The following is a 25,929-nucleotide window of genomic DNA, read 5'->3' on the forward strand; positions in this document are numbered from 1 at the left end:
CCCTTGCAGTTCACTCTGGAGGGTGATCAAGGTGGAGGACTGGGCGGAGATCCGCCGGTTGCACCGGGCCGAGGGCATGCCGATCAAAGCGATCGCGCGGCATCTGGGCATCGCCAGGAACACGGTGCGGCGGGCATTGGCGGCCGAGGAGCCGCCGAAGTATCAACGGCCAAGTAAGAAGTCGATCGTGGATGCGGTAGAACCGCAGATCCGCCAGCTGCTGCGGCAGTGGCCGGACATGCCCGCGACGGTGATCGCCGAGCGGATCAGCTGGCAGCGGTCGATAACCGTGCTCAAGGACCGCATCCGGCAGATCCGGCCGGAGTACCGGCCCGTCGATCCGGCCTCGCGCACCAGCTACCAGCCGGGCGAGCTGGCTCAATGCGATCTATGGTTCCCGCCGGCCCGCATCCCGGTCGGGCCCGGCCGCGGGATGAGCCTGCCGGTGCTGGTCCTGGTCTGCGGCTACTCGCGCTGGCTGCTGGCCCGGATGCTGCCTTCCCGCGCAGCGGGGGATCTGTTCGCTGGGATGTGGGCGCTGCTGTCCCTGCTCGGCGCCACCCCGAAGACTCTCGTGTGGGACAACGAGGGCGCCATCGGGGCATGGAAAGGCGGCCGCCCGCAGCTCACCCGCGACGCCGAAGCCTTCCGCGGCACGTTGGGCGCTCGCATCCTGCAGTGCCGGCCGGCCGATCCGGAAGCCAAAGGGCTGGTGGAGCGGGCCAACGGCTATCTGGAGACCTCATTCCTGCCGGGCCGCGCCTTCACCGGCCCGCACGACTTCAACACCCAGCTGGAGGGTTGGCTGCAGCGAGCCAACCAGCGCCATCATCGCCGTCTGGACTGCCGTCCGGCGGACCGGATCGGCGCGGATCGGGCGGCGATGGTCGCGTTGCCGCCAGTGCCGCCGACCGTGGGCTGGCGCAGCGCGACCCGGCTGGCGCGCGATCACTACGTGCGCGTCGCCTCCAACGACTACTCCGTTCACCCGTCCGCGATCGGCCGCCTGGTCGAGGTCGTCGCCGACCTGGAGCACGTCACGGTGACCTGCGCCGGCCAGGTGATGGCCCGGCACGAGCGCTGCTGGGACGCCCACCAGACGCTCACCGACCCCGCTCACGCCCGGGCCGCGGCGGCGCTGCGCTCAGCCAGGCTGCAGGCCGTGGCCACGCCGATCGACACTGAGGTGGAACAACGCCAGCTCAGCGACTACGACGCTTTGCTCGGCATCGAGACGGTGGCGTGATGGCCACACGAACCACCAGCACCGCGTCGGCGGCGGCCGCGAATGGCCGCAACCTTGCCGCCGAGCTGGCCTATCTGACCCGGGTGCTGAAGGCGCCGTCGCTGGCCGCGGCCGTCGAACGGCTGGCCGAACGAGCCCGCGCCGAGTCCTGGACGCATGAGGAGTTCCTGGCCGCCTGCCTGCAACGCGAGGTGGCCGCCCGCGACTCCCACGGCGGCGAGGCCCGCATCCGCGCCGCCCGCTTCCCGGCCCGCAAGGCTCTAGAAGATTTCGACTACGACCACCAGCGCTCACTCAAACGCGAGGCCATCGCCCATCTGAGCACGCTGGACTTCGTCACCGCCCGGGAGAACGTGGTCTTCCTCGGCCCGCCCGGCACCGGCAAGACGCACCTGTCGATCGGGCTGGGGATCCGCGCATGCCAGGCCGGTCACCGGGTCGCCTTTGCCACCGCGGCCGAGTGGGTGGCCCGCCTGGCCGACGCGCACACCGTCGGCCGCTTGCAGGACGAGCTGGTCAAGCTGGCCCGCATCCCGGTCCTGATCGTGGACGAGGTCGGCTACATCCCATTCGAGCCCGAGGCCGCCAACCTGTTCTTCCAGCTGGTCTCGAGCCGCTACGAACGCGCCAGCTTGATCGTCACGTCCAACAAGCCCTTCGGACGCTGGGGCGAGGTATTCGGCGACGACGTGGTCGCCGCCGCCATGATCGACCGCCTCGTCCACCACGCCGAAGTGATCTCACTGAAGGGAGACAGCTACCGGCTGAAGAACCGCGACCTGGGCCGGGTTCCACCAGCCCGATCCGAGCACGAGCAGTAGCCAACGACAACATCAGGGGGTCAAGATTCAACCGTCGTCAGGGGGTCAGAATTCGGCCGTCGTTGACAAACTCAAGGGCCTGCCGTACTCCGACCACTGCCGCGTCTTGGAAGCGATGTTCCCCGGCAGGTCGGTCCACGAGCTGTTCTCTCCCGTGAACTCCGTCGAGGAGCCTGAACCGAGGACAGAGCCCAAGCCAGCCACAGGCGCCGGCCCCACAGCCGATATCAGCGCTCTGCCGCACATGGCCGATGTGACCGCCGTGTTCAGCAGCCGCTCCACCTTCTCCTCGGCCTATCCGGCATCGACCCTGCTCGACAGCGCCAGGGAAATCAACGCCGCGGGCCTGTCGCTCAACATGCTCTGCCAGAACTATCCCGATCACCAGCTCAGGCGTCTGTTGGAGTCAGGCACCCGAATTCGCTGCCTCTTCCTTGATCCGAACGGCACGGCGATCCGTGCCCGCGAAGCAGAAGAGGGCCATGTGGAGAACACGCTCACGACCCTTACCGCGCTCAACATCAGCGTTCTCACCAGACTGCGCGACCGGCTCGACCCCACATCGTCCCAGCGCCTCGAACTTCACGTCTACGACGAGACGATCCGCTTCAACATCCTGATCGTGGACCGAGCCCTCTGCGTCGTGCAGCCCTACCTCCCGCAAGCCCGCGGAGTCGACTCCCCCACGCTCGTGATCAGAGACAACACCGCCGCAGAAGGCTTGTTCCCCGTCTTCGACCAAGTGATCAGCGAGATGTGGGAGCGGAGCAAGCCCATATGACCATCGAAGCCCGCGCCCTCCTCCCCATCGCCGAACAAGCCGTCTCCATCGCCCGCGACATCATTCGCACGCAGGTCCCCGGTGCGGTCACCGCCAAGGGCGACCGCGACATGGCCACGGAGGTGGACTACGCCGTAGAACACGCCGTACGTGAGTTCTTGACCCGAGAGACACCCGAGATCGGATTCCTCGGCGAAGAGGAGGGCATGAGCCGCACCGGCGACCACCTGATGTGGGCATTGGACCCAGTGGACGGGACGGCCAACTTCCTGCACGGCATTCCGCTCTGCGGCGTATCCCTGGGCCTGGTCGACAACGACATGCCCACCCTCGGCATCATCGACCTGCCATTCCTCGACATCCGCTACACAGCAGCCGAAGGAGCGGGCGCCCAAGCCAACGAGTCCCCCATCCAGGTGAGCGATGCCCGCGACCTGGAAACCGCCATCGTGGCCATCGGCGACTACGCGGTAGGCGAGAACGCCCAGGAGCGCAACCGTCCCCGCCTCGCCCTCACTCAAGAGCTAGCCGCACGCGTCCAGCGCATTCGCATGTTCGGCTCAGCCGCGATCGACCTAGCCTGGGTAGCACACGGCAAGATCGACGCCACCATCATGCTCAGCAACAACCCCTGGGACACCGCCGCAGGCGTCACCATTGCCCGCCAAGCAGGAGCCAACGTGATCGACATCGACGGCAGCCCCCACAGCATGACAGCCAGCGCAACCATCGCCGCAGGTCCCAAGCTCATGGCCTCTCTGATCGAACTCATCGCCGAGACCCGCAAGTCCACGAGACACAGCCTGCTGTCTGATCTCACTTGATGCTTGACGCTTTGGCATCGGATGATGCTTGACACTCCTAGCCGATCTTTCGCTTCTTAGTATGCGCCTGGGACTTGATCCGGGTGACCTCCTGGGTGGTGGTTCGGGGCACGACGCGGACCGGTTCGCCGTTGTCGTGCACGGTGATGTGGGTATCGTCCACGGTCACGTCCAGGATCTTGCGGGCATGAACCCGGCCGACCTGGATCTTCTGCCCGACCACCTGGAAGTGGCCGCGGCTGCAGACCACCCGCTGGACAGTGACGGGCTCGGTCGGAGCGCCGGGCGGTGACCCGGCGGGGCGGGCGTTGCGCAGGGAGACGCACTCACCGAGCGGGAGCGGGCAGGACACGGCGCGCAGCAGCAGGCGCTGCTCGTCCATGACGCGGGCGGTGATGCCGTCCAGCCTCACGATGACGCGGCGGCCGGCCAGGTGGGCGCCGATACACAAGGCCCGGCCGGCCAGGCTGATCGTGCCGATCGAGCTGACCTGCCGGTCGACCTCGACGGCGCTCACCTCGATCGGCGGTTCGGCGACGGGGTCGTCCGGCGCCGGGCGAGCCTGCCCCGAGGCGAGCAACGCGGCCAGGTCCTTGACGGTCAGCCGGGAGGCCACGCTCTTGAGCCGGCCACCGCCGGTGGTGAACACGTGCAGCCGCTGAGTGCTGATCCACAAGGTGATCGGCAGGCCCGCCCGGTCGGGGCCGAGCCAGAGCTGCTGGCCACCGATCGACAGGTTGCCCGAGGCGGGCACGACCCGATCGACCTCGATCGCCTGGCGCAACAGCGGATCGACCGTGCTCGTCAGGATGGGCTCTGGCCGTTCGGACTGATCAGAGTGATTGATGGCCGGGACCGGGAGATCCGCGGACGTGGCGGCGGGCCGCGCCGCAGGAGCGGTTGCAGGAGCGGGAGCGGTCACCGTGGTCAGGTTGGCGGGCAACTGCAGCGGCAGTTCCCGCTCGGCCCGGCGTTGCTCGTCGCTGCGTTCGGTGAAGAACCGGTCGGCGGGGAAGGCCATCGCCAGGGCCTGGTGCGGTCGGGCGGTGTTGTAGTGCTCGGCGAAGGCGTCCAGCTCGGCCTGGGCGGCCTCGAGCGAGGCGAACGGCAGCGCTTCGGTCAGCAGTTCGCGGCGCACGCTCTGATGGAACCGCTCGATCTTGCCGGTGGTGGTCGGAGTCCGCGGCGCGGTATGCCGCAGCTTGATGCCGTTCTCCCGGCAGACCCGCTCGAACAGCACCTCGCCCGCCTTCGGCCCGCCGAATCGACCGGTGAACTGCTTGCCGTTGTCGGTCAGCACCTCCAGCGGCACCCCATAAGCGCGCATCGCCGCGGCGAACGCCGCGCACACCAGCCTCCCGGTCGGCCGGGCCACCACCGAGGCGATCACACAGAACCGGGAATGATCGTCCACGCCGGTGATCAGCTTGGCCTCGCTGCCGTCGGCCAGCAGCAGCCCGCCCATGATGTCCATCTGCCACAACTGCATCGGCCCCGGCCGCTCCCAACGCCGGTAGTCCTCGCGCCTGCGCCGCCTGGTGACCGGCTCGATCAGATGGTTGCGCACCAGTACCCGGTAGATGCTCGCCCGCGACGGCAACGGCTCCACCCGGCGCCGCCCCAGCTCCCACAACAGCGTGCGCGGCCCCCACCGCGGATGAGCCCGCCGCAGCTCGCAGATCAGCGCCTCCACCGCGGCCGGGGTCTGCATCGGATGGGCCTTCGGCGCATGCGAGCGGTCGGCCAGCCCCGCCAGGCCGCCGTCTTCATAGCGGCGCACCCAGGAGTGCACCGATTGCCGCGAGATCCCGTAACGGCCGGCCACGTCGGTGACCTTCGCTCCGGACAACACCTCGATCACCGCGTGATACCGCTGCTCCACGACGCTCAACTCCACCAATGCCACCCGAGCCTCCCCCGAAGCGTCGATAACGCCACGAGCAGGCACAGATAACGATCAAGGTGTCAAGCATCAAGCGAGGCCAGTGTGTCAACCATCAAGCGAGACAGGACACGAGACACAGCCTGCACACTGCCGAATAGCTCTTGTAAGTATCAAGCGGCGGCGCGGCGCGCCGCCGTACGCCCCGCGCCAGCGCCGCCGCGCTGCGCGTGCGGCCTAATGAGAGCTACCGGGTCGGCTTCGAGCTGGGGCAGACTCGGTGACAGTAGCCGTCGGCAGGTGAGCACTCGTGCGGCCGGGACCTTTCGGGAGTTCTACCCCCAGATCGTGCCCCTGTCGGTGGTCGGGAGGGTTGATCGCTGATGGGATGTCGTGCCAGGCAGTCGGTCTTGAGCACTAGATCATTAGGTTGGGACAGTCCTCCCGCGAGCTGCTGAACCAGGTTGCCGTCCATGGGTAGGAGGAACTGAGGTGCTGTTCGTCGGGGATGACTGGGCTGAGGAGCACCATGATGTCGAGTTGCAAGACGAGACGGGGCGACGGCTGGGCAAGGCGCGGTTGGAGGAAGGCGTTGCCGGGATCGCGAAACTGCATGAGTTGATCGGCCGGCATGTGGCTGAGGGCGTAGAGGCGGATCAGGTGGTGATCGGCATTGAAACCGATCGAGGTCCGTGGGTGCAGGCGTTGATCGCGGCGGGCTACCGGGTGTATGCGGTGAATCCGTTGTCGGTGGCACGTTACCGCGAGCGGCACAGCGTATCGGGGGCCAAGAGTGATGCCGCGGACGCGCGCACACTGGCCGACATGGTGCGAACCGATCGGCACCAGCATCGCGTGATCGCCGGTGATACTCCTCAGGGGGAGGCGATCAAGGTGGTGGCCCGGGCGCATAAGACGCTGGTCTGGGAGCGCACCCGCCACGTGCAGCGGCTACGCCATGCACTGCGAGAGTACTTTCCCGCAGCTCTGGCCGCCTTCGATGATCTGTCCAGGGCAGACACCCTGGAACTGCTGGTTACGGCACCAGATCCGGCTTCGGCGGCCGAACTGACCTTTGAGCAGATCAGCGCGGCACTCAGGCGAGCCCGGCGGCGTAACGTGGCCGACAAGGCAGCGGCGATACAGGTGGCTCTGCAGGCTCGCCATCTGAGCCAGCCTGAGGTCGTCACTGCCGCATACGCCGCCTCGGTGCGCGCCCAAGCAGCGATCCTGGCTACCTTGAACGAGCAGATCAAGACCATGGAAGACCAGGTCGAGGCACATTTTGGCCGGCACCCGGACGCTGAGATCTACCTCAGCCAACCTGGGCTGGGACACCTACTCGGTGCCCGGGTGTTGGGTGAGTTCGGCGACGACCCCGACCGGTACGACAACGCCAAATCCCGCAGGAACTATGCCGGGACCAGCCCGATCACCAGGGCCTCCGGCAAGAAGAAGGTCGTGCTGGCACGATTCGTGCACAACGACAGGCTCATCGATGCCCTGGGGGCTCAGGCATTCGCCGCGCTGAGCGCCTCACCAGGTGCCCGCGCCTACTATGACGAGCTGCGAACACGCGACGTAGGTCATCACGCAGCTCTGCGCCAACTCGCCAACCGGCTCGTGGGGATCCTCCACGGATGCCTGAAAACACGCACCAAATACGACGAAGCAACCGCCTGGTCGCATCGCACGGAAGGCGAGCCCCGGCAGAGATCGGAAAAGACATCCAAGATCGCGGCTTGACATCTAAGCGCATGGGATGTCTGGGGGCCGGTCCCGGACGGCGCGCCGCGCGGGGCATCGCCGTAGCACGACCGCGCAATACTTACCGGGAGCGACGCCCGAGCGCCGCACCGCCGCACAAAGTCAGCCGCGCAGGCTGTCCTGTGTCACTGGACGGCAATAAGGTAGCGCCGTGATCAACAAGCCGCCGGGATTGCCCTTTCTGGCCGTCTTCTCAGCGGCGGCAGCCGTCATCTTGATATGGGCCAGCTACCCCTACTGGTACGGGCCGGAGATGTTCCTGTTCACGATCCCCGTCGGCTTGCTCCTGCTCGCCTACTGGGGGATCCGGATGGTATGGGCCGACCGCAAGGGAACGTTGACCGGCGGCCTCGGCAGTCGCTGGTTCTGGCCGTGGTTTGTTGCCGCCGGAGTCCTGCTTGCTCTCATTACCGACGCGCCGTTTTGGATCCGCTTCACGCTCTCCGAACCAAGCATGAAAGCTTACGTCCAAGCTGTGGTCGACAATCCCGATCGCAAAGAGCCTTGCCAATGGGTGGGCCTGTACTACGTCTGTGGCGGATGGCCATATTCAGATCTCCAGAGTGGGGAAGAGATCCCTGGCAGTGCACAGTTCGGAGTCCAGGACTGGTTCTTGCACGACAATAAGGGGTTCCTTTGGCTACCCTCCGGCGAGCCAGACGAGACATCCGACGACAGCTACCGCTACCTGAAGGACCATTGGTACGGCTCTGAGGGCTGGGACCATTGGTAATCAGTTGGCATCGCCGACGCGGCCAGGCTCAGCGCCCTGTACGCCGCAGCGCGACATGAACGCTTCGCCGTGATGTCGTAATCCCACGCCGCCCCTCCTGACAGAGTTCTGTTCAAGCAGCCTCCGGCGGGGCCTCCGACTCCGGGATGGCCGTTGCCTTTCACCTGGACCGTGAGTGGCCGAGGTAGAGGCCGGATCATCCCGCCTACCATCGACCCGGAACAAGCCGAGCAGACCAGGGCCATGGGGCCAAGGTCGTTCGTCCAGTTGGGCGCTCCACCTTGTCCCCATGGCCCTGGCCCGCTTCCCCTTCGGGCGGGCCGACGGCAGACGGGATGATCCGGTGGGCGGCGGGTGCGCGGCGCGCGGAAACACCTGGTGGCGGGCCGATCACCGTGCAATTAGCGTGCAATTAGGCAGGGTAACGAGGGGTCAATCACGGTCACTCACGACCAGGCTTCCGCCCAGCTCAGAGCCCTCACGTGCCGCGATCCCTGCAGTTCCCAAGCTGACAGCGCGGGTTCGATTCCCGTCACCCGCTCTCAGTACGAGAGTCCAGGTCGGATGCGAAATCGGAGACCTGCGCCTTCTTGATCGCCCCGGCCAGATCCTGATGGAAGCGCTCCTCCCGAACTGGACCCCGTACTCGCTCACGAAACCAATCCGTCAGTCATCGGACTGGTGACGGCGCTCCCAGATGCCGGCCTTCCTGCCTTTCACCCAGACGGGTGGCAACCACATGCACGGTTCATCCTCTTCTCCGATGGTGCTCACCGCGCTCCCTGGCTCATCTTGCGACGAGACCTCGAAGTAACCGTCATAGAAGGGCTCGGCGAAGTCGCGGCCAATCGACTCCGCGAGCCACGACGCGAAGGTGATGTCCTGAGGAAAGAGCGCATGATCCAAGCAGCACAGGTTGGGATCCCATCCCCACATCGCACCCTCAGGATCACGGCAATCCAGCAACGACGCGATTGCACACCCCCAGTCCAACAACTGGATCATGCCCGCCCGTCGTCCGGAGGACTCGGTGTGAAACTCCACAGCCGATTCAGTGATGTCCGCGAAGATATCGCTGCTCCAGAAGTCGTAGCCCCGGACACCGATGATGCCACCCCGAGGACCGAAACCTCCGTTTCCCACCTCCAGATACAACCGCCGTAGCAGCGAAGGAAGCGGGTACCCAATGGCCTCTTCAGCCTCAGCGACCGCCTCGCACGAAGCCACCGGTAGGACATCGGGCCCAGCGTCTGACCGTATCGCCTCGAAGATCTCATCCTCGGTCATGATCTGCACTCCGCGTGCGGGACCGCTGGAGGAAGAACCTGAAGTCGTCCACGTCCATAAGGCTGCATGCTGCCAGCTCCGGCCGACAATGCCACAACATGAAGGCATCGATCGCGTGCCAGATCCGTGCCAGAACAGGCGGGCAGCCGCGGTCACTCACGAGCAAGCAATCCGCTCTGACCTGCATCCCCGTTTTCCCAGCTCAGGACGGCAAGATCAGTAGCCGGTTCCCAAGCTGACAGCGCGGGTTCGATTCCCGTCACCCGCTCCACAAGGAAGGCCCAGGTCAGGGCTGGCATGGTCAAAGCTCTGACCTACTTGGCTGTGGATCGGCGCGCCTATCTCAGGCGACTTTCCACGTTCGGTCGCCGAGCGTAGCTACGAGATCCAAGTGACCCCCGAGTGCAGCGATGTACTCTCGTACGACGTCGATGCCGGATACTTCGCCGTGTTCGATCTTGGAGATGCGAGCTTGGCTGACTCCCAAGGTGTGGGCAAGTTCAGCCTGAGTGACACCGGCGGCCTGACGGATCTCGGCGAGCTGGAATCCGCGGACGTACGCTTCGCGGCGTTCACGCGCGGCGGCCTCTCCAGCAGCGCGTTCCGTCTCGTCTCGCGGGTCGAGCGCTGCCGCTTTGGCCTTGACATCCGACCACTTGCTGTACCGAGCGCTCATCGCTCCTCCTGCTCTTCTTCTTTGAGCGTGATCAGGTGCTGGGCAAATCGTTCATCAGCCAGTGGTATCGCTTCCCGATACCAGCGGTTCCAGTTGCCGGCTTTGTCGCCGGCTACCAGAAAGATCGCTTCCCTTACCGGATCGAAGCAGAACAGCATCCGGATCTCACTCGTCCCCGATGAGGGCGGGCGTAGTTCCTTCATGTTGTGGTACCGGCTGCCCTGTACCCGGTCGACCAGAGGACGACGCGCCGTCGGGCCTTCCTCCGCGAGCTGATCGATCGCGTCCTTGACTAGGTCTGCAGTCTCCGGATCGGTTACGCACATGGTCAGGTACCACGCCTCGACCTCCGGATGAAGACTGACCTCCCAGCCCATGGAAGCGATTATAACCATCTAGTCATATTCTTCACATCCACATCCGATGCATGTCGCCTCTCGCCGAAGGTTGCGCCTGGCGAGCCTGGTGTCGAGCCGATTGGTGGATGCGTAGGTTCGCGGGTCCAGGCACTGCCCCGCACGGGGGTGCCCGTTGCGTGTCTCCAATCAAGGATGCCCCCGTGGCCCTGGCCGCTTTCCCCCCGCACGGGTCAACTGCAGGCAAAGTGATCAGGCGCCCAGAGGGTACACGTCGCGCGAGGAACAGCAGGTCGCAGGCTGATCGTCGTGCCATTAGCGTGCCATTAAGGGCGGTAACGAGGGGTCAACCACGGTCACTCACGACCGGCCTCAGCTCCAGGTCAACGCGTCTACGAGCCAAGATCCCTGCAATTCCCAAGCTGACAGCGCGGGTTCGATTCCCGTCACCCGCTCTCATCGTGAAGGCCCAGGTGGGGACTTGAATCCCGACCCGGGCCTTGATTGTTTCCGGACTGATTCGATCTTCGCGGGCCATTAACGGGCCATTAGCTCTTGATCACCCTGTGGGGACCAGCGCGCCCGTCGTGCCCTCGTCGCCGTCATCGTCGCGCGCTTCGAGCTGCCGATCGATGGCGTTAGTGATCGCCTCGTCGGCTCCCCTGACGGCGTGCTGGTAGATCATGGCCGCTCGGACGTTGTCGTGGCCCATGCGGGCCATGAGGTCCTTAAGGCCCGCGCCGGACTCGGCGGCCAGCATGTTGCCCGTGTGCCTCAGGTCGTGGAAATGGAGCCCCGTCAGACCCATCTCCGTGACGACATCCACCCAGCGAGTGCGGATGTTGAAGCCGCTGCGGCGTATCGGCCCGCCCTTGGCCGCTGGGAACATGAGGGCGCCCGGCTCGTCCTGAACGTAGGTGTCCATGTGCTCCCGGAGGATGGGGACGATGCTCTGCGGAATGCCCACCGTGCGGCGTCCGGCCTCGGACTTGGGAGGCCCCAGCACCAGCCCACCCGCAGAGCGCTCGACGAAAGCGACCCGGACGCGGACCGTGCGCGCCTCGAGATCGACATCCATCCGGCGTAGCGCGCTGACCTCACCCCAACGCAGGCTCGCGAACGTGGCCAGGAGCACCATCGCGCGGAACCGCCGGTCCTGGGTGGCGTCGGCCTTTCCCTCCATAACCATCTTCCACAGCGCCCGCTCGGCCGCCGCTCGTGTGAGGAAGATCTCCGGATAGGTGCGCATCGCGCCGTGCCGCTGGAAGCGCAGCCGGTACGCACCATCCTTGATCTTGCGGACGTTGCCGATCGGACGTAGCCCGACTCAGTCGGCCAGCTCGAACACCTGGGAGACGGTGAGCACAGGACGCTCTTACGCGTGCTCGTCGCCGGCCCCGCGGATCCGGCACGGGTTGTCCGGGATGACGCGGTCGTCGTCGGCGGCGGTCATCAGTACGGCCCGTAGCAGCTGATACGCCTTGGCCGCCATGCTCACCGACACACCGTTACCGAGAAGATCGGCCCGCCACTGCCGAACGGCCGAAGTGCTGATCTTGGCTATCTGGACGTTGCCGAGATGTGGCGCAAGGTGCTTCTTGAGCAGCCAGTGACAGAGATCGACAGTTCGAGGCCGTAGGCCGGGCCGTTGGGCGATCCAGGTCTCGGCGTAGTCCTGTAGCTTGACCTTGCTGACCAGGCTGCGCGATCGACTCGACACCGCGTCGGCCCAGCGCCTCGAACTCCACGTCTACGACGAGACGATCCGTTTCAACCTGCTGATCGTTGACCGGGCGCTCTGCGTGGTTCAGCCGTACCTACCGCAATCCCGCGGAGTCGACTCGCCAACCTTCGTGATCAAAGACAACACCGCCGCGGAGGGGTTGTTCCCCGTCTTCGACCAGGTGTTCAGGGATATGTGGGAGCGGAGCAAACCTGTATGACCATCGACCCCCGAACGCTTCTTCCCATCGCCGAACGCGCCGTATCAATCGCCAGCGACATCATCAGAACCAAGACTCCCGGTGTCGTCACCACCAAAGGTGACCGTGACATGGCGACAGAAGTGGACTACGCCGTAGAACACGCCGTACGCGAATTCCTGTCGCGAGAGACACCTGGGACCGGGTTCCTCGGCGAAGAAGAGGGCGTCAGCCGCATGGGTGACCGTCTGATGTGGGCACTCGACCCGCTGGACGGAACAGCCAACTTCCTGCACGGCATCCCACTGTGCGGTGTATCTCTCGGGCTGATCGACACGGACATGCCCACGCTCGGAGTCATCGATCTCCCGTTCCTCGGTATCCGCTATACAGCAGCCGAAGGGGCAGGTGCTCAAGCCAACGGATCCGACATTCGAGTGAGTGATGCCCGCGAGTTGGAAACCGCCATCGTGGCCATCGGCGACTATGCCGTGGGCAAGGATGCCCACGAACGGAACCGGCCCCGTCTCGCCCTGACCAAGGAACTAGGTCGTGTTTCATAAGGCATTGAGCCACTGGTTGATCGCAGCGATGATGACGACGGCTTCGTAGCGTACGGCGAGCTTGTCGTAACGGGTCGCCATGCCGCGGTTGCCTTTGAGCAGGTTGATGCCGCACTCCACAGCGTGACGCAGCCGGTAGAACGCGGGGTCGAAGGCGGGCGGGCGACCTCCCTTCGATCCCTTGGCTCGCCGGTGAGCGTCCTGGTCGGCCTTGCTCGGAATGCACGCCTTGATCCCACGCCGGCGCAGATGAGTCCGGTTGGCCTTGCTGGTGTAGGCCTTGTCGGCCAGGACCCGGTCCGGGCGGGTCCTGGGACGGCCACCGCCGAGGCGGGCCACCCGGATCTTGCCGAGCACCGGTATGAACTGCGGGCTGTCGCCCCGCTGCCCGGCGGTCACCACCGCAGCCAGCAGCTTGCGGCCCTGCTCGCAAGCCAGATGGGTCTTGGTGGTCAGCCCGCCGCGCGAGCGCCCCAGGCCATGATCGGCCGGCTCGCTGTGCACCCCGCCGGGTGGTTCCTTTTGCAGGTGACCGTCCCGGCGTGCTCCGGCCGCGTGCTGGTGAGCCCGGGTGATGGTGGAGTCCACGCTCACCGTCCAATCGATCTTCCCGGCGGCGTCCGCACACGCCTGCAAGGCCGCCAGGATCCGCGCCCAGATCCCCTCCCGCTGCCAGCGCCGGAACAAGCCATACACGGTGAACCAGTGGCCGTAGCAGGCAGGAACGTCCCGCCACGGCGCCCCGGTCCGGATCCGCCACCGGATCCCGTCGATCAACTGACGCTTGCTCCACTTCGGCGGACGCCCCTTGCCCGATGCGGCAGGCAGATGCGGCTCCAGCGCCGCCCACTGCGCATCAGTGAGGTCGTGCCGCCTCGTCACCACTACGCTGGTCACGAGGTCTCCGGTATTTCGTTCTTCTTGGTCGTTGAACCACCTACCGGAGACCTCTTCGTTCAACGATCACCGACACGCCTCACACACGTGATCTTTCGAAACACGGCCTAGCCGCACGCGTCCAGCGCATTCGGATGTTCGGCTCAGCCGCGATCGATCTCGCCCGGGTCGCAGACGGCAAGATCGACGCCAACGTCATGCTCACCAACAACCCATGGGACACCGCCGCCGGCGTCATCATCGCCCGCGAAGCCGGAGCCGCGGTCGTCGACCTCGATGGCAGCCCCCACAGCATGAGCGCCCACGCGACCATCGCCGCAAGCCCGAAACTCATAGCCGACCTCGTCGAACTCATCGCCGAGGCCCCCAATGCCACCAGGCATAACCAGCTGTCTGATCTCACTTGATGCTTGACGCTTTGGCATCGGATGATGCTTGACACTCCTAGCCGATCTTTCGCTTCTTAGTATGCGCCTGGGACTTGATCCGGGTGACCTCCTGGGTGGTGGTTCGGGGCACGACGCGGACCGGTTCGCCGTTGTCGTGCACGGTGATGTGGGTATCGTCCACGGTCACGTCCAGGATCTTGCGGGCATGAACCCGGCCGACCTGGATCTTCTGCCCGACCACCTGGAAGTGGCCGCGGCTGCAGACCACCCGCTGGACAGTGACGGGCTCGGTCGGAGCGCCGGGCGGTGACCCGGCGGGGCGGGCGTTGCGCAGGGAGACGCACTCACCGAGCGGGAGCGGGCAGGACACGGCGCGCAGCAGCAGGCGCTGCTCGTCCATGACGCGGGCGGTGATGCCGTCCAGCCTCACGATGACGCGGCGGCCGGCCAGGTGGGCGCCGATACACAAGGCCCGGCCGGCCAGGCTGATCGTGCCGATCGAGCTGACCTGCCGGTCGACCTCGACGGCGCTCACCTCGATCGGCGGTTCGGCGACGGGGTCGTCCGGCGCCGGGCGAGCCTGCCCCGAGGCGAGCAACGCGGCCAGGTCCTTGACGGTCAGCCGGGAGGCCACGCTCTTGAGCCGGCCACCGCCGGTGGTGAACACGTGCAGCCGCTGAGTGCTGATCCACAAGGTGATCGGCAGGCCCGCCCGGTCGGGGCCGAGCCAGAGCTGCTGGCCACCGATCGACAGGTTGCCCGAGGCGGGCACGACCCGATCGACCTCGATCGCCTGGCGCAACAGCGGATCGACCGTGCTCGTCAGGATGGGCTCTGGCCGTTCGGACTGATCAGAGTGATTGATGGCCGGGACCGGGAGATCCGCGGACGTGGCGGCGGGCCGCGCCGCAGGAGCGGTTGCAGGAGCGGGAGCGGTCACCGTGGTCAGGTTGGCGGGCAACTGCAGCGGCAGTTCCCGCTCGGCCCGGCGTTGCTCGTCGCTGCGTTCGGTGAAGAACCGGTCGGCGGGGAAGGCCATCGCCAGGGCCTGGTGCGGTCGGGCGGTGTTGTAGTGCTCGGCGAAGGCGTCCAGCTCGGCCTGGGCGGCCTCGAGCGAGGCGAACGGCAGCGCTTCGGTCAGCAGTTCGCGGCGCACGCTCTGATGGAACCGCTCGATCTTGCCGGTGGTGGTCGGAGTCCGCGGCGCGGTATGCCGCAGCTTGATGCCGTTCTCCCGGCAGACCCGCTCGAACAGCACCTCGCCCGCCTTCGGCCCGCCGAATCGACCGGTGAACTGCTTGCCGTTGTCGGTCAGCACCTCCAGCGGCACCCCATAAGCGCGCATCGCCGCGGCGAACGCCGCGCACACCAGCCTCCCGGTCGGCCGGGCCACCACCGAGGCGATCACACAGAACCGGGAATGATCGTCCACGCCGGTGATCAGCTTGGCCTCGCTGCCGTCGGCCAGCAGCAGCCCGCCCATGATGTCCATCTGCCACAACTGCATCGGCCCCGGCCGCTCCCAACGCCGGTAGTCCTCGCGCCTGCGCCGCCTGGTGACCGGCTCGATCAGATGGTTGCGCACCAGTACCCGGTAGATGCTCGCCCGCGACGGCAACGGCTCCACCCGGCGCCGCCCCAGCTCCCACAACAGCGTGCGCGGCCCCCACCGCGGATGAGCCCGCCGCAGCTCGCAGATCAGCGCCTCCACCGCGGCCGGGGTCTGCATCGGATGGGCCTTCGGCGCATGCGAGCGGTCGGCCAGCCCCGCCAGGCCGCCGTCTTCATAGCGGCGCACCCAGGAGTGCACCGATTGCCGCGAGATCCCGTAACGGCCGGCCACGTCGGTGACCTTCGCTCCGGACAACACCTCGATCACCGCGTGATACCGCTGCTCCACGACGCTCAACTCCACCAATGCCACCCGAGCCTCCCCCGAAGCGTCGATAACGCCACGAGCAGGCACAGATAACGATCAAGGTGTCAAGCATCAAGCGAGGCCAGTGTGTCAACCATCAAGCGAGACAGGACACGAGACACAGCCTGCACACTGCCGAATAGCTCTTGTAAGTATCAAGCGCGGCGGCGCGGCGCACCGCCGCACGGCCCGCCGCCCGAACGCCGCCCGAGCGTGCGGCGTGGGCGCCGGTCTCGGCCGGCGGCGGGACTCTGGGCCGCCCGCCGCACCGCCCGCGCGCCGTACCCGGCCCTCGGCCACCGTACTGGGCCGCACCGCCGCCGAAGGTATGAACCAGTACCACCCTCACGATTGCCTGATGACGGCTGAGCTCCGTTCAGGGCCGGGGCGATCGAAGGTCTGGGACTTCTTGCCTCAGCCCCAGCCCACCGAACAGCGGGGCTGGAGACCGTAGTCACTCCAGCCGTGCCACTCGCGTGTCAGTAAGGCGAGGGGTCAGGAGAAGTGACGGGAACTCACGGGAACCAAAAGCTCTCGGGCCTAGAGTGCGGAAAGTCAGAGAGTCGCGCGTCGAAATCTTCCGAACTGGCGACGAGGCACCAGATCCTTACCGCCCTCACGGCCTGATTCGTGAAACGCCAGACTTGCCCATGCGTATTGGAGTAGACAGGTGATCATGGAAGACCCAATGCGGTCCAGGTCTGGTCGGGCATGGCGCTACTGGCTGATGGCCCTCTCGGGCATTGCTTTGATTCTCATAGTCGGAGTCCATCTGGCCAGTCGCGACAGTCCGGAGAAAGCGAGTCGATCGGTCACCGAGCCGACAGAGGAGGGCGACGCGTCGAACGCGAGGATCATCGACAAAGATCAGCACATCGATATCGACACCTTCAACCAGAAGGACAGCCCGCTGTGGCCGGTGATCGAAGAGTTTCGGAGCGCCGTCCTTCAGGACGACTCCGTAGCACACCGCGTAACAGAAGAGCGTTGATCACAATGGCAACATAGAGAAAGATCGTGGTCTGCGAAGGCGTCCAAGTTAGGCTCGCGCTGTCCTTGACGACGTGATCCATCACGCTCTTATGGATATGGGGGGAAGTGCAAGGTAGCTGAGGCAGTGTCAGGCACAGACTCGCTCACCGTGCCAGATCCGTGCCGGAACGGCAGGGGAACAGCGGCCACTCACGGTCAACCGGCCAGCCCTGACCTGCACGCCTGGTGATCAGGCGGGCGGTGGTGTGCGCATCACGTCGCCTCGGTGGCCTCGTCGTACTCGTCGAACCACACTGATCCACCCACATCCGCCAAGAACTTGATCACGGGGCTGTCGAGCATGAAACACAGCATCCCCACTCCGGGCCCCAACAGGCTCCTCGTAAGTAGCAATTCGACCTCGGCTCCCTTCTCGGCCAGCTCTGAGCTTGTCGTTTAACCTGCCTGCTCGCGGTGCTCGGTGAGTGATGCCGCGCGTTTGGCGGTCTTTCCCACCTCGTGATGACGGGCGGGGACGCGGTTCCTTGATCCCTTGGGGCGTCCGGGACCAGCGCTCGTGGGTTTGGGCGCACCGGCGGGCTGGGGCAGGCTCGTGCGGAGGTGGCGAAACCCCCGGCGGACGCGAGCGGGGGTGAGCCGCTCGGGCGGCAGCGGCCTCTCCCACGGGCGGCGAAGGTCTTCGGCGAGGAGGCGAGCGAGACGAAGCTGGGTGTAGGCGATAATGATCAGCCAGGTCCAGCGGTCAGCGGCGTAGGGGTCGCGGATCTTGGGGACGGTCCAGCCCAGGGTCTGCTTCCACATTCTGAACGTGTGCTCAAGATCGAACCTGCGCAGGAACGCCTGCCAGAGCCGATCCAGATGCGCGGCGGTGATGCCGATGGCCGATGTCCACAGCCACACCGGCTTGGGATCACGTTCGCCGGACAGGTGCTCGACCCGCAGATGGATGAGGGTGCCCTCGATGACCGGGAGCTCGCCGACATGATCGATCCAGGCGCTGCGGCGGCCCAGCCGAGGGTGTAGCCGGTCCCAGCAGGAGGCGACCGCCGTGCCGTACCGGCTGGTGGCGGTGCTCGTGAGGTGGGCCGGCTCGCCCCAGCTGGTCTCGTCCTTCATCCGGAACTCGCCTCCATGTTTGGGCGGACGTCCGCCACCGGGGCTGGCCAGCAGGAATTCCTCACGCGATGGGGCGGGACGCAGCAGCACCCGGTCCGAGCGCAACCGGCCCAGCACCTCCACCGGCAGGCCGTCCAGGAGGAAGGCCAGTCGGGCGGTGTCGTATCCGGCGTCGACCACCAGCAGGATGTCCGGGTCGCCCTGACGCCACTGCCCGGCCTGGATCAGGCGGGCGACCAGGTCGCGAAGCTGGGTTGCGGTGACGGCGGCCTCATCGTCGTCGGGGCCGAGCCGCACTGCGTCGAGCACCGCAGTCCAGGAGGTCCGGCCGGTCTCCAGTGCGGCGATCATCGAGTATGGCCAGCCGGGGATCATCTGATGCTCGTCCTTGCGGCGGCCGTAGGTGTGGCAGAACAGCCGTTCGGGGCTGGTCGGCGCGTCTGGCCGCAGCCACGCAGTCACATCGGCGGCCAGGACGATCCGCCCGCCCGCCGCGCGCGGCAGCGGCACCGTAGCCAGGGCTCTGCGGAGCCGGCCGATCTCGATCCGGCCGTGGTTGATCGCGTCATACAAGGCGCCGTGACCGCGCCGGTGTTCGGGGGCCAGCGCCAGTCCGACCAGGCTGCGTACCGGCCCGTCGGCGCATAACACCGCCTCGGCCAGCTCGAACAGCTCATCCGCGCGCGCCGTCAGGCAACCATATATCTCCTGGCGGAACTCCGACAACTCCGCCATCGCTTCGGCCCGCTCACCCTCCTGGCCCGATTCCAGGACAGCCGCCACCGCGGATGCCAGCATGGAGGACACAGCCACCGCCTCCTCTTCTTTGGGTTGACACCTTGAAGGTGGAGACGGTGGCTGGCCTGGGTCACGGCGACACGCCGTATCGCAGAGGACACAATCCGCTATGCCGGATAGATGACTCTCAGACCCGATCGCCACAAACGTCCAGGCCAGAGGTTAAACGACAAGCTGAGAGCTTGTCCGCCACCACGCGGAGGGGATTGATCACAGCCGCGATCTGATCATCAAGTGATGCCGCCTCGTCAGCGGCCGAAGGTTCGAGTATCCACACATCTCCCGGCCCGGTGGACGAGTGGCGGACTCCGAGAAGATCACTGATCTCCTCGGGGTTCAGCCCATCGCTATGGATCCGCACCGCCGCCAGCTGCTCAACACGCACCGCGTCTCACCTTCCGCGAGCCCTCATTCGGCTACCAACTGCTCCAGGTCCTCATCGGACAGCCCCTCAACAGCGGTCTGCATGTGGTCCCGAGTAGTGGCTTGGACCACGATCAGATTGGGCTCCCGGAAGTACGCCTCGCCTCGGGCGAAGGTATCGGCGATCTCTTGGCCGAGCCGTACGGGGTCGTAGAACACCGGCCGGATGTGGCGCCCGTTCCACTCCACCATGACGCCCTCAAACCAGCCTTTGGCCTCGATCTCCCAGGCGTGGTCGTCGAAGTCGTCAGGCCACCGCGTGGTGAGCATGACAGGGAGCGTACTACCTGGGTGACGGCATGATCGCCGTGCCATTAGCGTGGCATAAGGGGCGGTAACGAGGGGTCAACCACGGTCATTCACGACCGGCCTCAGGCGCAGGTCAACGCCCCTACGAGCCAAGATCCCTGCAATTCCCAAGCTGACAGCGCGGGTTCGATTCCCGTCACCCGCTCTCCCTGCGAAAGCCCAGGCAGAACGATGGATATGATACCCGGGCTTTGATCGCAGGGCCTCTCTACGTGGCAGAGGGTCCACCGCGCCCGTGCAGACCCCCAGCTCCCAGCTAGCAGAGCACGGTGGCCAACTCCTCGTATGTCGGGGCAAGCTGCCGCAGCGTCTCAGCAGCGGACGTCGTGAGCCCGGATACGAGGTCGTATTGGAGGCTACCCACTAGCCGCGCCTGTCGGGTGGCCACGGCGGCGGCCTGGTGGCGGCCCAGGTTTGCGAAGGAGGTCGCGGCGTCCGTGAGCCGTCGAGCACCGACCCGGATCGCGAAGTGTACGAGGTGATCGTGCACCTCGGGATCCAGCCCGCCGGTGATCATGTCGGCGAGCCGGCTGACCGCGGCGGCGCCCCCCAGCGTGCCTGGTGGCACCGTGAGGTCATCGCGTCCGCGCAGCCAGGCGACCGCACCGGGCAGGGCCATGTGTAGCGCCGCCTCGGCGGTGACCTCTCGGACCCGCTGAAATTCACTGCGCATGGTGTAGGGCGTGGTTCGGTAAGCGATGGTGTCGGCGCGCCACGCGGCGAGGAAATCTCGGGTTGGCAGGGTCGCGTAGGGGTGTCCGTGTGGGTCGTGGAATCGGATGACCTTGTCGTCGGCTTCCAGCACCGTGACGAAGTGGTCCGCCTCGATCGGCCCACTCATCTCGGGCACGTGATACAGCAGGCCCATCTCCACGGGTCCCGCCAGGATCGGGCCGGCCTTGACCGCGTCGCGCAGCAGCGCAAGGGCTTGCTCATCGTCGTCCGCACCCTGGCGTCGGCAGGTCCAACCCAGCAGCGCAATCGCGTCATCGAGGCCCCGATCAGGGTCCCAGCCGTACGGGTCGAACAGCGGCAGCCGCTCGGCCAGCAACTCGAAGCCGAACGGCGAACCCGTCAGCACCTCGATCACCGACGGCGAGGGCGAAGTGGAGCCGAACACCATCGCCAGTGAGTTGGCGTAACAGTAGGGTCCGGAACCAACGTAGGGATGCATCGCTCAACTTTCTGCACTTGGCACGATGGGATAGGTGACGTCGAGGACCGCGCCATCACTGCCGGGCCAGACCTCGACCGGGCTGCCGACGCAGACCAGCCGATGCGCGTCGATCCAGGCTTCCAACGCACCGTAGACGTGCAAGATCATGGGGAAGTCGGCGTCCGCCTTGGCGACCGGCAGCACGGCATCGGTGCCGGCTGGCGAGAGTCTGACCCGCAGATCGTCGACGGGTTCCACCGAGCCGGTAAACGGCACCGCGACCTCCACTGGCCCGTCACTGTCCCGGGTCACGAATCCGTGGAAGTGCACCAACGTCGGTCCGTCGTCGGACAATCCGACAGCCCGCAACCGGGCACAGATGTGCTCCTGAGCGTCGGCCATGAAAGCCTCCAACTCGTCGATGTGGACACGTCGTTCCCGGCACAGCAGTTTGCGTTGCGGCCGAGTTCGGAGCGTCGGGGTACCGGCGGTTGCACGGCTCGTGCAATCGAGTGCCTCAACCAGCTCACGCCGCTGCTGGAGCTCGATCTCCTGAGCGGCCAGCCAGGCGCGCAGCTCGGCTTGGCGGGCTTGCGAATTGAGTGGAAGCAGCGAGGCTATGCGGGCCAGTGGCAGGTCCAGCATGCGCAACCAGCCGATCAGCCGACCGAGTGGGATCTGGTCGCGGTGATAGCGGCGATACGCGCTGCTGGGGTCGGTGTAGACCGGCACCAGCAGGCCCTGCGCCGCGTAGAGCCGCAGCGCTTTCGGAGACAGCCGGGTGGCAGCACCGAACTCGCCAGGCAGCATGAGATCCGCGTCGTTCACCCGCCTAGCCTGGACCATGCCCTTGGGGCGAGGTCAAACCCGCGCAGTCACCGGCTTCTATACAGCCGGTACAGGGAAGCCGTCGTGCCGTAGTGCATGTCAGGGGGGCCGATCACCAACATGGTCGTCTGGAGTGACGTCAACACCTGATACGAACCCCCGCGCTGGAGCCCGCATGATCCACGTGCCGGATCCGTGCCAGAACGGACGAGTAGCCGAGGCCATTCACGGATACATACGGCCACTTGACCCGGCACGACCTGCACCTCCGTTTGCCCAGGTCGGTCACGTCCACGGACGTGGACGTGACCTCACCGCCTGCGGCAAGCTGCGCCTGCCGAAGATCGGGATGTGTCGGTGCGGTGGTCGCGGGAGCCCGACGAAGCAGGAAGCCCAGGAAGTGCCGCCGCTTGAACGGCGTCGCACAGGCCAGAATCTCCGGCCTTCACCTCAGGCCTGAGAACGCGTCAACTGGTGCGTCCACGCTCGATGCGCTCCAGCGCCTGGATGACCTGGCCGGAGCCGTCCTCTTTGCGGATGCGATCGGCGATCGCCGTGGCCCGTTGCCGGTAAGAGCGATCAGTCACCGCCTGCTGGATCAGGGCGGCCAGCCGCTCGGCCGATAGCTTCCTCATCGGCGTCCACCCCGGGCTCACGCCCAGCCTGACCAGCCTGTCCGACCAGAACGGTTGATCACCGAATACCGGCACCGGGATCGCCGGCGAGCCGGCGCGCAGCCCGGCCGCCGTCGTTCCCGCGCCGGCGTGGTGCACCACCGCGGCCATCCGTGGGAACAGCCACTCGTGCGGCGCGTCCCCGATGGTGATCACGTCGTCGCCTGTCGCGGCCAGGTCCGACCAGCCCGCCTGGACCACCGCCCTGACCTTGGCCTGGCGCAGCGCCGCCGACACGGTCTCCGCGAGGCGCTGCCCGGCGCTGCCGGTCATGCTGCCGAAGCCGACGAACACCGGCGGCGGCCCGGCTTCCAGGAAACTCGCCAGCTCCGCCGGCGGCTGCCAGCCGTCCGGGTACGGCGGCCACCAGCTGCCGACGACCTCCACGCCAGGCCGCCAGTCGGCCGGCCGGGGCGCGATGGCCGGGCTGTACCCGTGGTAGATCGGCCAGTTCCGATCGTGGAGCATCTGCAGTTTGACCGCGCCCAGCCCGCTGACCGGCACGCCGAGTTGCCGCTGGAACTCCCTGATCGGACGGTCCAGCGGCGTCTTGATCCGGCTGCTGGCCCACATGGCGAATCGGGGGATGTTCCGGTTGCCCCACCGGCCGAAGGCCCGAACGTCGAACGACGGCAGCGCGAAGTCCGCGGTCGGCACACTGGGGAAGAGTTCCAGCGTGATGCCGGGGATGCCCATGGCCTTGGCCACGACGTACCCGTGCCACGCGGCGACCCGCTGCAGCAGCAGGACATCCGCGCCCTCGGCGGCGGCCAGGACTCCCTTGCCCATCTCCTCCAGCAGTCGCATGCCCAACCTGATGTTGGTACGCATGCCGCTCAGCTTCCCGGTCCCCTGCTCCTGCCACTCCCGCCCCTGTTCGGATCCAAGAAGTCCGCGGGTGTCACCCGGGATCCACCGGTACTCACATCCGGCGTCACGTACTGTGTCGGCGAATGCCTCCTGCGTGGCGATCGCGACGGTGTGCCCCGCCGCGATCAACCGCACTCCCAGGCCGGCGAAGGGCGCCACGTCGCCACGCGTGCCGCTGGTGATGATGACAACTTTCATATGGTTCTCTGCGCCTTCCTGAACTGAACATTCAACTGGTCGCCGCGCGATCGCCCAATGGCTCAGCGGCTGCCACCTGCTCGGCCGGGATGAGAGCGGCCCGGATGGCTCAGCCCGCGGTGGCGCCGCCGATTCGCTAGGAGGGCAGGTTGGTCAGCAGCGCGATGGATCGCCGGGCGGGAGCGGATGCGCTGGGTACGCGCCGCGTCTCCCCGGCGGAGCCGTACGCCCTCTTCCGCGATATCGCCAAAGGCGGCGAACACGGCTGGCCCCGATCGTCTCCGCGATCTCGCCGGCCGACCGCTCCGGCGGATCGCAGATCAGCAGCCAGTCAAGGACCCTCGCGGTAATCGGCGCCAATCCCATACTTCGCTGCAAACTGTCGCTCCCCGCTCGACCCAGTGCAGGATCTGCTCGCGGTCCGCACCACCGCCCGGAGCCGACGCCGTTGTCACCGCGACTCGCCCACGACGGGGGCGAGTCGCAGGCAGCGCCTGACGATGCCGTAGAGACACGTACCGTTCCGACTTTCCTTTAGGCTAGGAGATTCAGCCTATGCTGAACTTTCTAGCCAGCACAAGCCTCGAGCGCCCCGTATGCATGGGGAGACCTGCGCCTTGCCGGATATTCCACCCACCGCCGGTCGTGCCCGTTGCGTGCCCGTACGGTTGGCGATCAGCGGGGAATCGTGGGGACCCACGGCCACTCGACCGCTGCCTGCCCAGATCGGCCTTTCCCCAGGTCAGATGGCATAATCTGAAGGAGTTCCCAAGCTGACAGCGCGGGTTCGATTCCCGCCACCCGCTCTCACTACGAAAAGCCAGGTCAGGGATGGATTCCCAACCTGGCTTTGATCGTTTCTAGGGCTCTCTTCGATCTCCCGTGCAATTAGCCCTCGGAAGCCGGCACACTCGCCAAGCCGTCATCGTCGCCCTCGTCCCGCTGCTTGAGCCGCTGATCGATGGCATTCGTGATCACCCGGTCAGCACCTCTGACCGCGTGCTGGTAGATCACGACCGCCCTGATGTTGTCGTCCCCCCAAGCGGGGAGCGGCACCCATGCGTGTCCGCCAGCTCTCACTCGTCCTGGAGTCTGCTGGGATGGCATGCCGGCGACCGCGGCCGTCTTGGCGACCGTTAGCTCGACCGCCTGCAGCGCGACAGCCAGGCGCTCGCGTTCGACCGGGTCGGGCGTGTTCTCACGCAATTGGTGGGCCGGCTGAGGTGCGCGAACAGGCGAAAGCAGGCGTTGGCGACAATGTCGGCCGAGCGGCGGGCCGGCGGGGAGCGGCCCGGGGTGCGGCACGCCGGTGAACGTTACGCCGCGGGCCGACTGGGGCGCACTGTCAATAGCGAATCGGCGCGGCTGCCGCTTGTCGCCGAGTCGCTGACCTTCTGCAGCAGGGCACGCCGCAGCGGCCCCCGCAGGTGCAGTCGCCGGCTCAGTTGCGCGCCGAGTTCGCCTGCAACTCACCCACCTGTGACCAAGAATCCCGGCGACCTGGCCCTGGGCGGACACACTCCTGGCCTGTTTCGCCTTCGCTCTCGCGCTCGATCCCTCAGGCGGACCGCCCAACACGCCCACCCGACCCCAACCCCGGAGGCACCCCGTCAGACCGTGGATCCGACGCCCACCCGACGCGACAGCCGGGCGGGACCCCCTGCCCAGCAGCTTGAAAACAAGATCGAGAACGCGGAGCAGACCGGCCGACCCAACTTGCTCCTTCAGTCTACATTAAGGATAATGTCCTTCAATTCAGCCAGAGTTTCGATTCGATAGGTAGCCTGCGTGAAGTCATCTGATTTTGTGAAGTCGTTGTGGACAACAGCACAGTCAATACCGGCCGCCACGGCTGAGTTCAGCCCCCTGGATGAATCCTCAACAACCAGTGTCTCTTCTTTGGTGGCTCCGAAGCGCTTAACGCCGATCAGGTATGGTTCCGGATGCGGCTTGGCGAGCCGACAGTCTTCACGAACAACAACGAAATCCATGAATTGCTTGATCTGGCGCTTTTCATGGATAAGCTCAAAATCCGCACGTTTGGCAGTTGTCACAATGGCCATACGGACGTATCTTGACAGTTCAGCCAGAGCTTCAACAACGCCTTCGATCTCAATGGCTTCTGTTCTCAGATATTCTTGATAGTAATCATCACGGACCTGACGCTGTCTGCTGATGGTTTGTTCATCTATACCGGCCACCCTGGCTTGGGCCCATGTGCCCAAGCCCTGGCCCATCTCCCGAAGGTATTGATCCTTGTCCAAGGTCAAGCCAATGTCCGCCAGGGCGCGTTCCCCGGCTTTGTAATACCAGAACTCGGTGTCCACCAGAACGCCATCATGATCGAAGAGCATGTACTTTTTCACTGTCTCGGTCCTTTCCGGTAGCCGCGGCGACCACTGCTCGACCAGCCAGCACTCTAATGCAGATTCTGCGGGCCGGATCACCATGTGACGGCAGCCCCGCTGGGCCCGAGCAGAGCAGTAGAGGCACGCAGTGCCG

Annotated in this window: 24 protein-coding genes and 2 pseudogenes; 10 read left to right on the forward strand and 16 right to left on the reverse strand. The window is 66.1% G+C overall.

Going from position 1 to position 25,929, the window contains the following annotated elements; all coding sequences use genetic code 11:
• The first annotated feature begins 22 nt into the window (after positions 1–22).
• The 4 genes from istA to ABD830_RS36955 all read left to right on the forward strand — a co-directional run bounded on the left by istA (position 23) and on the right by ABD830_RS36955 (position 3,672).
• The gene (istA, locus tag ABD830_RS36940) at positions 23–1,246 is read left to right on the forward strand and encodes an IS21 family transposase (RefSeq protein WP_344987496.1); all 1,224 of its coding nucleotides are present in this window, start codon (positions 23–25) and stop codon (positions 1,244–1,246) included.
• Positions 1,246–2,067: an IS21-like element helper ATPase IstB gene (gene istB / locus ABD830_RS36945; RefSeq protein ID WP_344987494.1), complete on the forward strand. Its 822-nt coding sequence runs from the start codon at positions 1,246–1,248 to the stop codon at positions 2,065–2,067. The genes istA and istB overlap by 1 nt, the downstream gene beginning before the upstream one ends.
• Before the next feature lie 154 nt (positions 2,068–2,221).
• Entirely contained in the window at positions 2,222–2,848 is a 627-nt protein-coding gene (locus ABD830_RS36950; protein WP_344998067.1) for a DUF5919 domain-containing protein, read from the forward strand.
• The gene (locus ABD830_RS36955; protein WP_344998069.1) at positions 2,845–3,672 is read left to right on the forward strand and encodes an inositol monophosphatase family protein; all 828 of its coding nucleotides are present in this window, start codon (positions 2,845–2,847) and stop codon (positions 3,670–3,672) included. Before ABD830_RS36950 ends, ABD830_RS36955 begins: the two co-directional genes overlap by 4 nt.
• A gap of 457 nt (positions 3,673–4,129) precedes the next feature.
• Here ABD830_RS36955 and ABD830_RS36960 read toward each other — a convergent pair.
• Positions 4,130–5,563, reverse strand: a pseudogene (locus ABD830_RS36960) (IS481 family transposase); the annotation flags it as partial.
• Between the two features lie 483 nt (positions 5,564–6,046).
• On the opposite strand from ABD830_RS36960, the gene ABD830_RS36965 reads away from it, so the two are divergent.
• Together ABD830_RS36965 and ABD830_RS36970 are read left to right on the forward strand one after the other, a co-directional pair.
• Positions 6,047–7,300 carry an IS110 family RNA-guided transposase gene (locus ABD830_RS36965; RefSeq protein WP_344998072.1) on the forward strand — a complete coding sequence of 418 codons (1,254 nt, stop codon included), beginning with the start codon at positions 6,047–6,049 and terminating at the stop codon, positions 7,298–7,300.
• A 172-nt stretch (positions 7,301–7,472) separates the two neighbouring features.
• On the forward strand, positions 7,473–8,054 hold the full coding sequence (locus tag ABD830_RS36970; RefSeq protein WP_344998074.1) for a hypothetical protein: 582 nt from the start codon (positions 7,473–7,475) through the stop codon (positions 8,052–8,054).
• 666 nt (positions 8,055–8,720) lie between these two features.
• Here the strand turns inward: ABD830_RS36970 and ABD830_RS36975 are convergent.
• From ABD830_RS36975 to ABD830_RS54420, 5 genes are all read right to left on the reverse strand, one after another.
• Entirely contained in the window at positions 8,721–9,341 is a 621-nt protein-coding gene (locus ABD830_RS36975) for an SMI1/KNR4 family protein (RefSeq protein WP_344998076.1), read from the reverse strand.
• 343 nt (positions 9,342–9,684) lie between these two features.
• On the reverse strand, positions 9,685–10,017 hold the full coding sequence (locus ABD830_RS36980) for a helix-turn-helix domain-containing protein (protein ID WP_344998078.1): 333 nt from the start codon (positions 10,015–10,017) through the stop codon (positions 9,685–9,687).
• Entirely contained in the window at positions 10,014–10,394 is a 381-nt protein-coding gene (locus tag ABD830_RS36985) for a type II toxin-antitoxin system RelE/ParE family toxin (protein WP_344998080.1), read from the reverse strand. The genes ABD830_RS36980 and ABD830_RS36985 overlap by 4 nt, the downstream gene beginning before the upstream one ends.
• Before the next feature lie 538 nt (positions 10,395–10,932).
• A complete protein-coding gene (locus tag ABD830_RS36990) occupies positions 10,933–11,622 on the reverse strand; it encodes a site-specific integrase (RefSeq protein ID WP_344998082.1) in 690 nt (229 codons plus the stop codon).
• A 126-nt stretch (positions 11,623–11,748) separates the two neighbouring features.
• The gene (locus ABD830_RS54420; RefSeq protein WP_378520979.1) at positions 11,749–12,093 is read right to left on the reverse strand and encodes a phage integrase central domain-containing protein; all 345 of its coding nucleotides are present in this window, start codon (positions 12,091–12,093) and stop codon (positions 11,749–11,751) included.
• On the opposite strand from ABD830_RS54420, the gene ABD830_RS37000 reads away from it, so the two are divergent.
• Both ABD830_RS37000 and ABD830_RS37005 read left to right on the forward strand, forming a co-directional pair.
• The gene (locus ABD830_RS37000) at positions 12,056–12,316 is read left to right on the forward strand and encodes a DUF5919 domain-containing protein (protein ID WP_344998086.1); all 261 of its coding nucleotides are present in this window, start codon (positions 12,056–12,058) and stop codon (positions 12,314–12,316) included. The two genes, ABD830_RS54420 and ABD830_RS37000, sit on opposite strands and share 38 nt — an antisense overlap.
• Entirely contained in the window at positions 12,313–12,858 is a 546-nt protein-coding gene (locus tag ABD830_RS37005; RefSeq protein WP_344998088.1) for an inositol monophosphatase family protein, read from the forward strand. Before ABD830_RS37000 ends, ABD830_RS37005 begins: the two co-directional genes overlap by 4 nt.
• Here ABD830_RS37005 and ABD830_RS37010 read toward each other — a convergent pair.
• Positions 12,853–13,740, reverse strand: a complete 888-nt coding sequence (locus tag ABD830_RS37010; protein WP_378521066.1) for an IS5 family transposase — start codon at positions 13,738–13,740, stop codon at positions 12,853–12,855. The two genes, ABD830_RS37005 and ABD830_RS37010, sit on opposite strands and share 6 nt — an antisense overlap.
• An 80-nt stretch (positions 13,741–13,820) precedes the next feature.
• On the opposite strand from ABD830_RS37010, the gene ABD830_RS37015 reads away from it, so the two are divergent.
• Positions 13,821–14,162: an inositol monophosphatase family protein gene (locus ABD830_RS37015; RefSeq protein ID WP_345002208.1), complete on the forward strand. Its 342-nt coding sequence runs from the start codon at positions 13,821–13,823 to the stop codon at positions 14,160–14,162.
• Positions 14,163–14,619: 457 nt separating this feature from the next.
• On the opposite strand, the pseudogene ABD830_RS37020 reads toward ABD830_RS37015, so the two are convergent.
• Positions 14,620–16,053: pseudogene (locus ABD830_RS37020) on the reverse strand (IS481 family transposase); the annotation flags it as partial.
• A gap of 679 nt (positions 16,054–16,732) precedes the next feature.
• On the opposite strand from ABD830_RS37020, the gene ABD830_RS37025 reads away from it, so the two are divergent.
• Positions 16,733–17,053, forward strand: coding sequence for a hypothetical protein (locus ABD830_RS37025; protein WP_344998091.1), 321 nt, complete (start codon positions 16,733–16,735; stop codon positions 17,051–17,053).
• Positions 17,054–17,490: 437 nt separating this feature from the next.
• On the opposite strand, the gene ABD830_RS37030 is transcribed toward ABD830_RS37025, so the two are convergent.
• From ABD830_RS37030 to ABD830_RS37065, 8 genes are all read right to left on the reverse strand, one after another.
• Positions 17,491–18,969 (reverse strand): NF041680 family putative transposase, encoded by a 1,479-nt coding sequence (locus tag ABD830_RS37030; RefSeq protein WP_344987595.1) that lies wholly within the window; start codon positions 18,967–18,969, stop codon positions 17,491–17,493.
• A gap of 127 nt (positions 18,970–19,096) precedes the next feature.
• Positions 19,097–19,354, reverse strand: a complete 258-nt coding sequence (locus ABD830_RS37035; RefSeq protein ID WP_344998093.1) for a hypothetical protein — start codon at positions 19,352–19,354, stop codon at positions 19,097–19,099.
• A 23-nt stretch (positions 19,355–19,377) separates the two neighbouring features.
• Positions 19,378–19,662: a hypothetical protein gene (locus ABD830_RS37040; RefSeq protein WP_344998095.1), complete on the reverse strand. Its 285-nt coding sequence runs from the start codon at positions 19,660–19,662 to the stop codon at positions 19,378–19,380.
• A 295-nt stretch (positions 19,663–19,957) separates the two neighbouring features.
• The gene (locus ABD830_RS37045) at positions 19,958–20,875 is read right to left on the reverse strand and encodes a hypothetical protein (RefSeq protein WP_344998096.1); all 918 of its coding nucleotides are present in this window, start codon (positions 20,873–20,875) and stop codon (positions 19,958–19,960) included.
• 3 nt (positions 20,876–20,878) lie between these two features.
• A complete protein-coding gene (locus ABD830_RS37050) occupies positions 20,879–21,685 on the reverse strand; it encodes a MerR family transcriptional regulator (protein WP_344998098.1) in 807 nt (268 codons plus the stop codon).
• Positions 21,686–22,152: 467 nt separating this feature from the next.
• Entirely contained in the window at positions 22,153–23,427 is a 1,275-nt protein-coding gene (locus tag ABD830_RS37055) for a glycosyltransferase (RefSeq protein ID WP_344998100.1), read from the reverse strand.
• Positions 23,428–24,315: 888 nt separating this feature from the next.
• On the reverse strand, positions 24,316–24,633 hold the full coding sequence (locus ABD830_RS37060) for a hypothetical protein (RefSeq protein ID WP_344998102.1): 318 nt from the start codon (positions 24,631–24,633) through the stop codon (positions 24,316–24,318).
• A gap of 518 nt (positions 24,634–25,151) precedes the next feature.
• The gene (locus tag ABD830_RS37065) at positions 25,152–25,793 is read right to left on the reverse strand and encodes an HAD family hydrolase (protein ID WP_344998104.1); all 642 of its coding nucleotides are present in this window, start codon (positions 25,791–25,793) and stop codon (positions 25,152–25,154) included.
• Positions 25,794–25,929: the final 136 nt, after the last annotated feature.

The organism is Nonomuraea helvata, assembly GCF_039535785.1.
GTDB lineage: Bacteria > Actinomycetota > Actinomycetes > Streptosporangiales > Streptosporangiaceae > Nonomuraea > Nonomuraea helvata.

What these genes read in the sequence shown, in the direction of transcription:
- istB (WP_344987494.1), top strand. Translation starts at nt 1,246, where the DNA reads ATGGCCACACGAACCACCAGCACCGCGTCGGCGGCGGCCGCGAATGGC.
- ABD830_RS36955 (WP_344998069.1), top strand. Translation starts at nt 2,845, where the DNA reads ATGACCATCGAAGCCCGCGCCCTCCTCCCCATCGCCGAACAAGCCGTC.
- ABD830_RS36975 (WP_344998076.1), bottom strand. Translation starts at nt 9,341, where the DNA reads ATGACCGAGGATGAGATCTTCGAGGCGATACGGTCAGACGCTGGGCCC.
- ABD830_RS36980 (WP_344998078.1), bottom strand. Translation starts at nt 10,017, where the DNA reads ATGAGCGCTCGGTACAGCAAGTGGTCGGATGTCAAGGCCAAAGCGGCA.
- ABD830_RS36985 (WP_344998080.1), bottom strand. Translation starts at nt 10,394, where the DNA reads ATGGGCTGGGAGGTCAGTCTTCATCCGGAGGTCGAGGCGTGGTACCTG.
- ABD830_RS36990 (WP_344998082.1), bottom strand. Translation starts at nt 11,622, where the DNA reads ATGCGCACCTATCCGGAGATCTTCCTCACACGAGCGGCGGCCGAGCGG.
- ABD830_RS37005 (WP_344998088.1), top strand. Translation starts at nt 12,313, where the DNA reads ATGACCATCGACCCCCGAACGCTTCTTCCCATCGCCGAACGCGCCGTA.
- ABD830_RS37030 (WP_344987595.1), bottom strand. Translation starts at nt 18,969, where the DNA reads ATGCTGGCATCCGCGGTGGCGGCTGTCCTGGAATCGGGCCAGGAGGGT.
- ABD830_RS37040 (WP_344998095.1), bottom strand. Translation starts at nt 19,662, where the DNA reads ATGCTCACCACGCGGTGGCCTGACGACTTCGACGACCACGCCTGGGAG.
- ABD830_RS37045 (WP_344998096.1), bottom strand. Translation starts at nt 20,875, where the DNA reads ATGCATCCCTACGTTGGTTCCGGACCCTACTGTTACGCCAACTCACTG.
- ABD830_RS37055 (WP_344998100.1), bottom strand. Translation starts at nt 23,427, where the DNA reads ATGAAAGTTGTCATCATCACCAGCGGCACGCGTGGCGACGTGGCGCCC.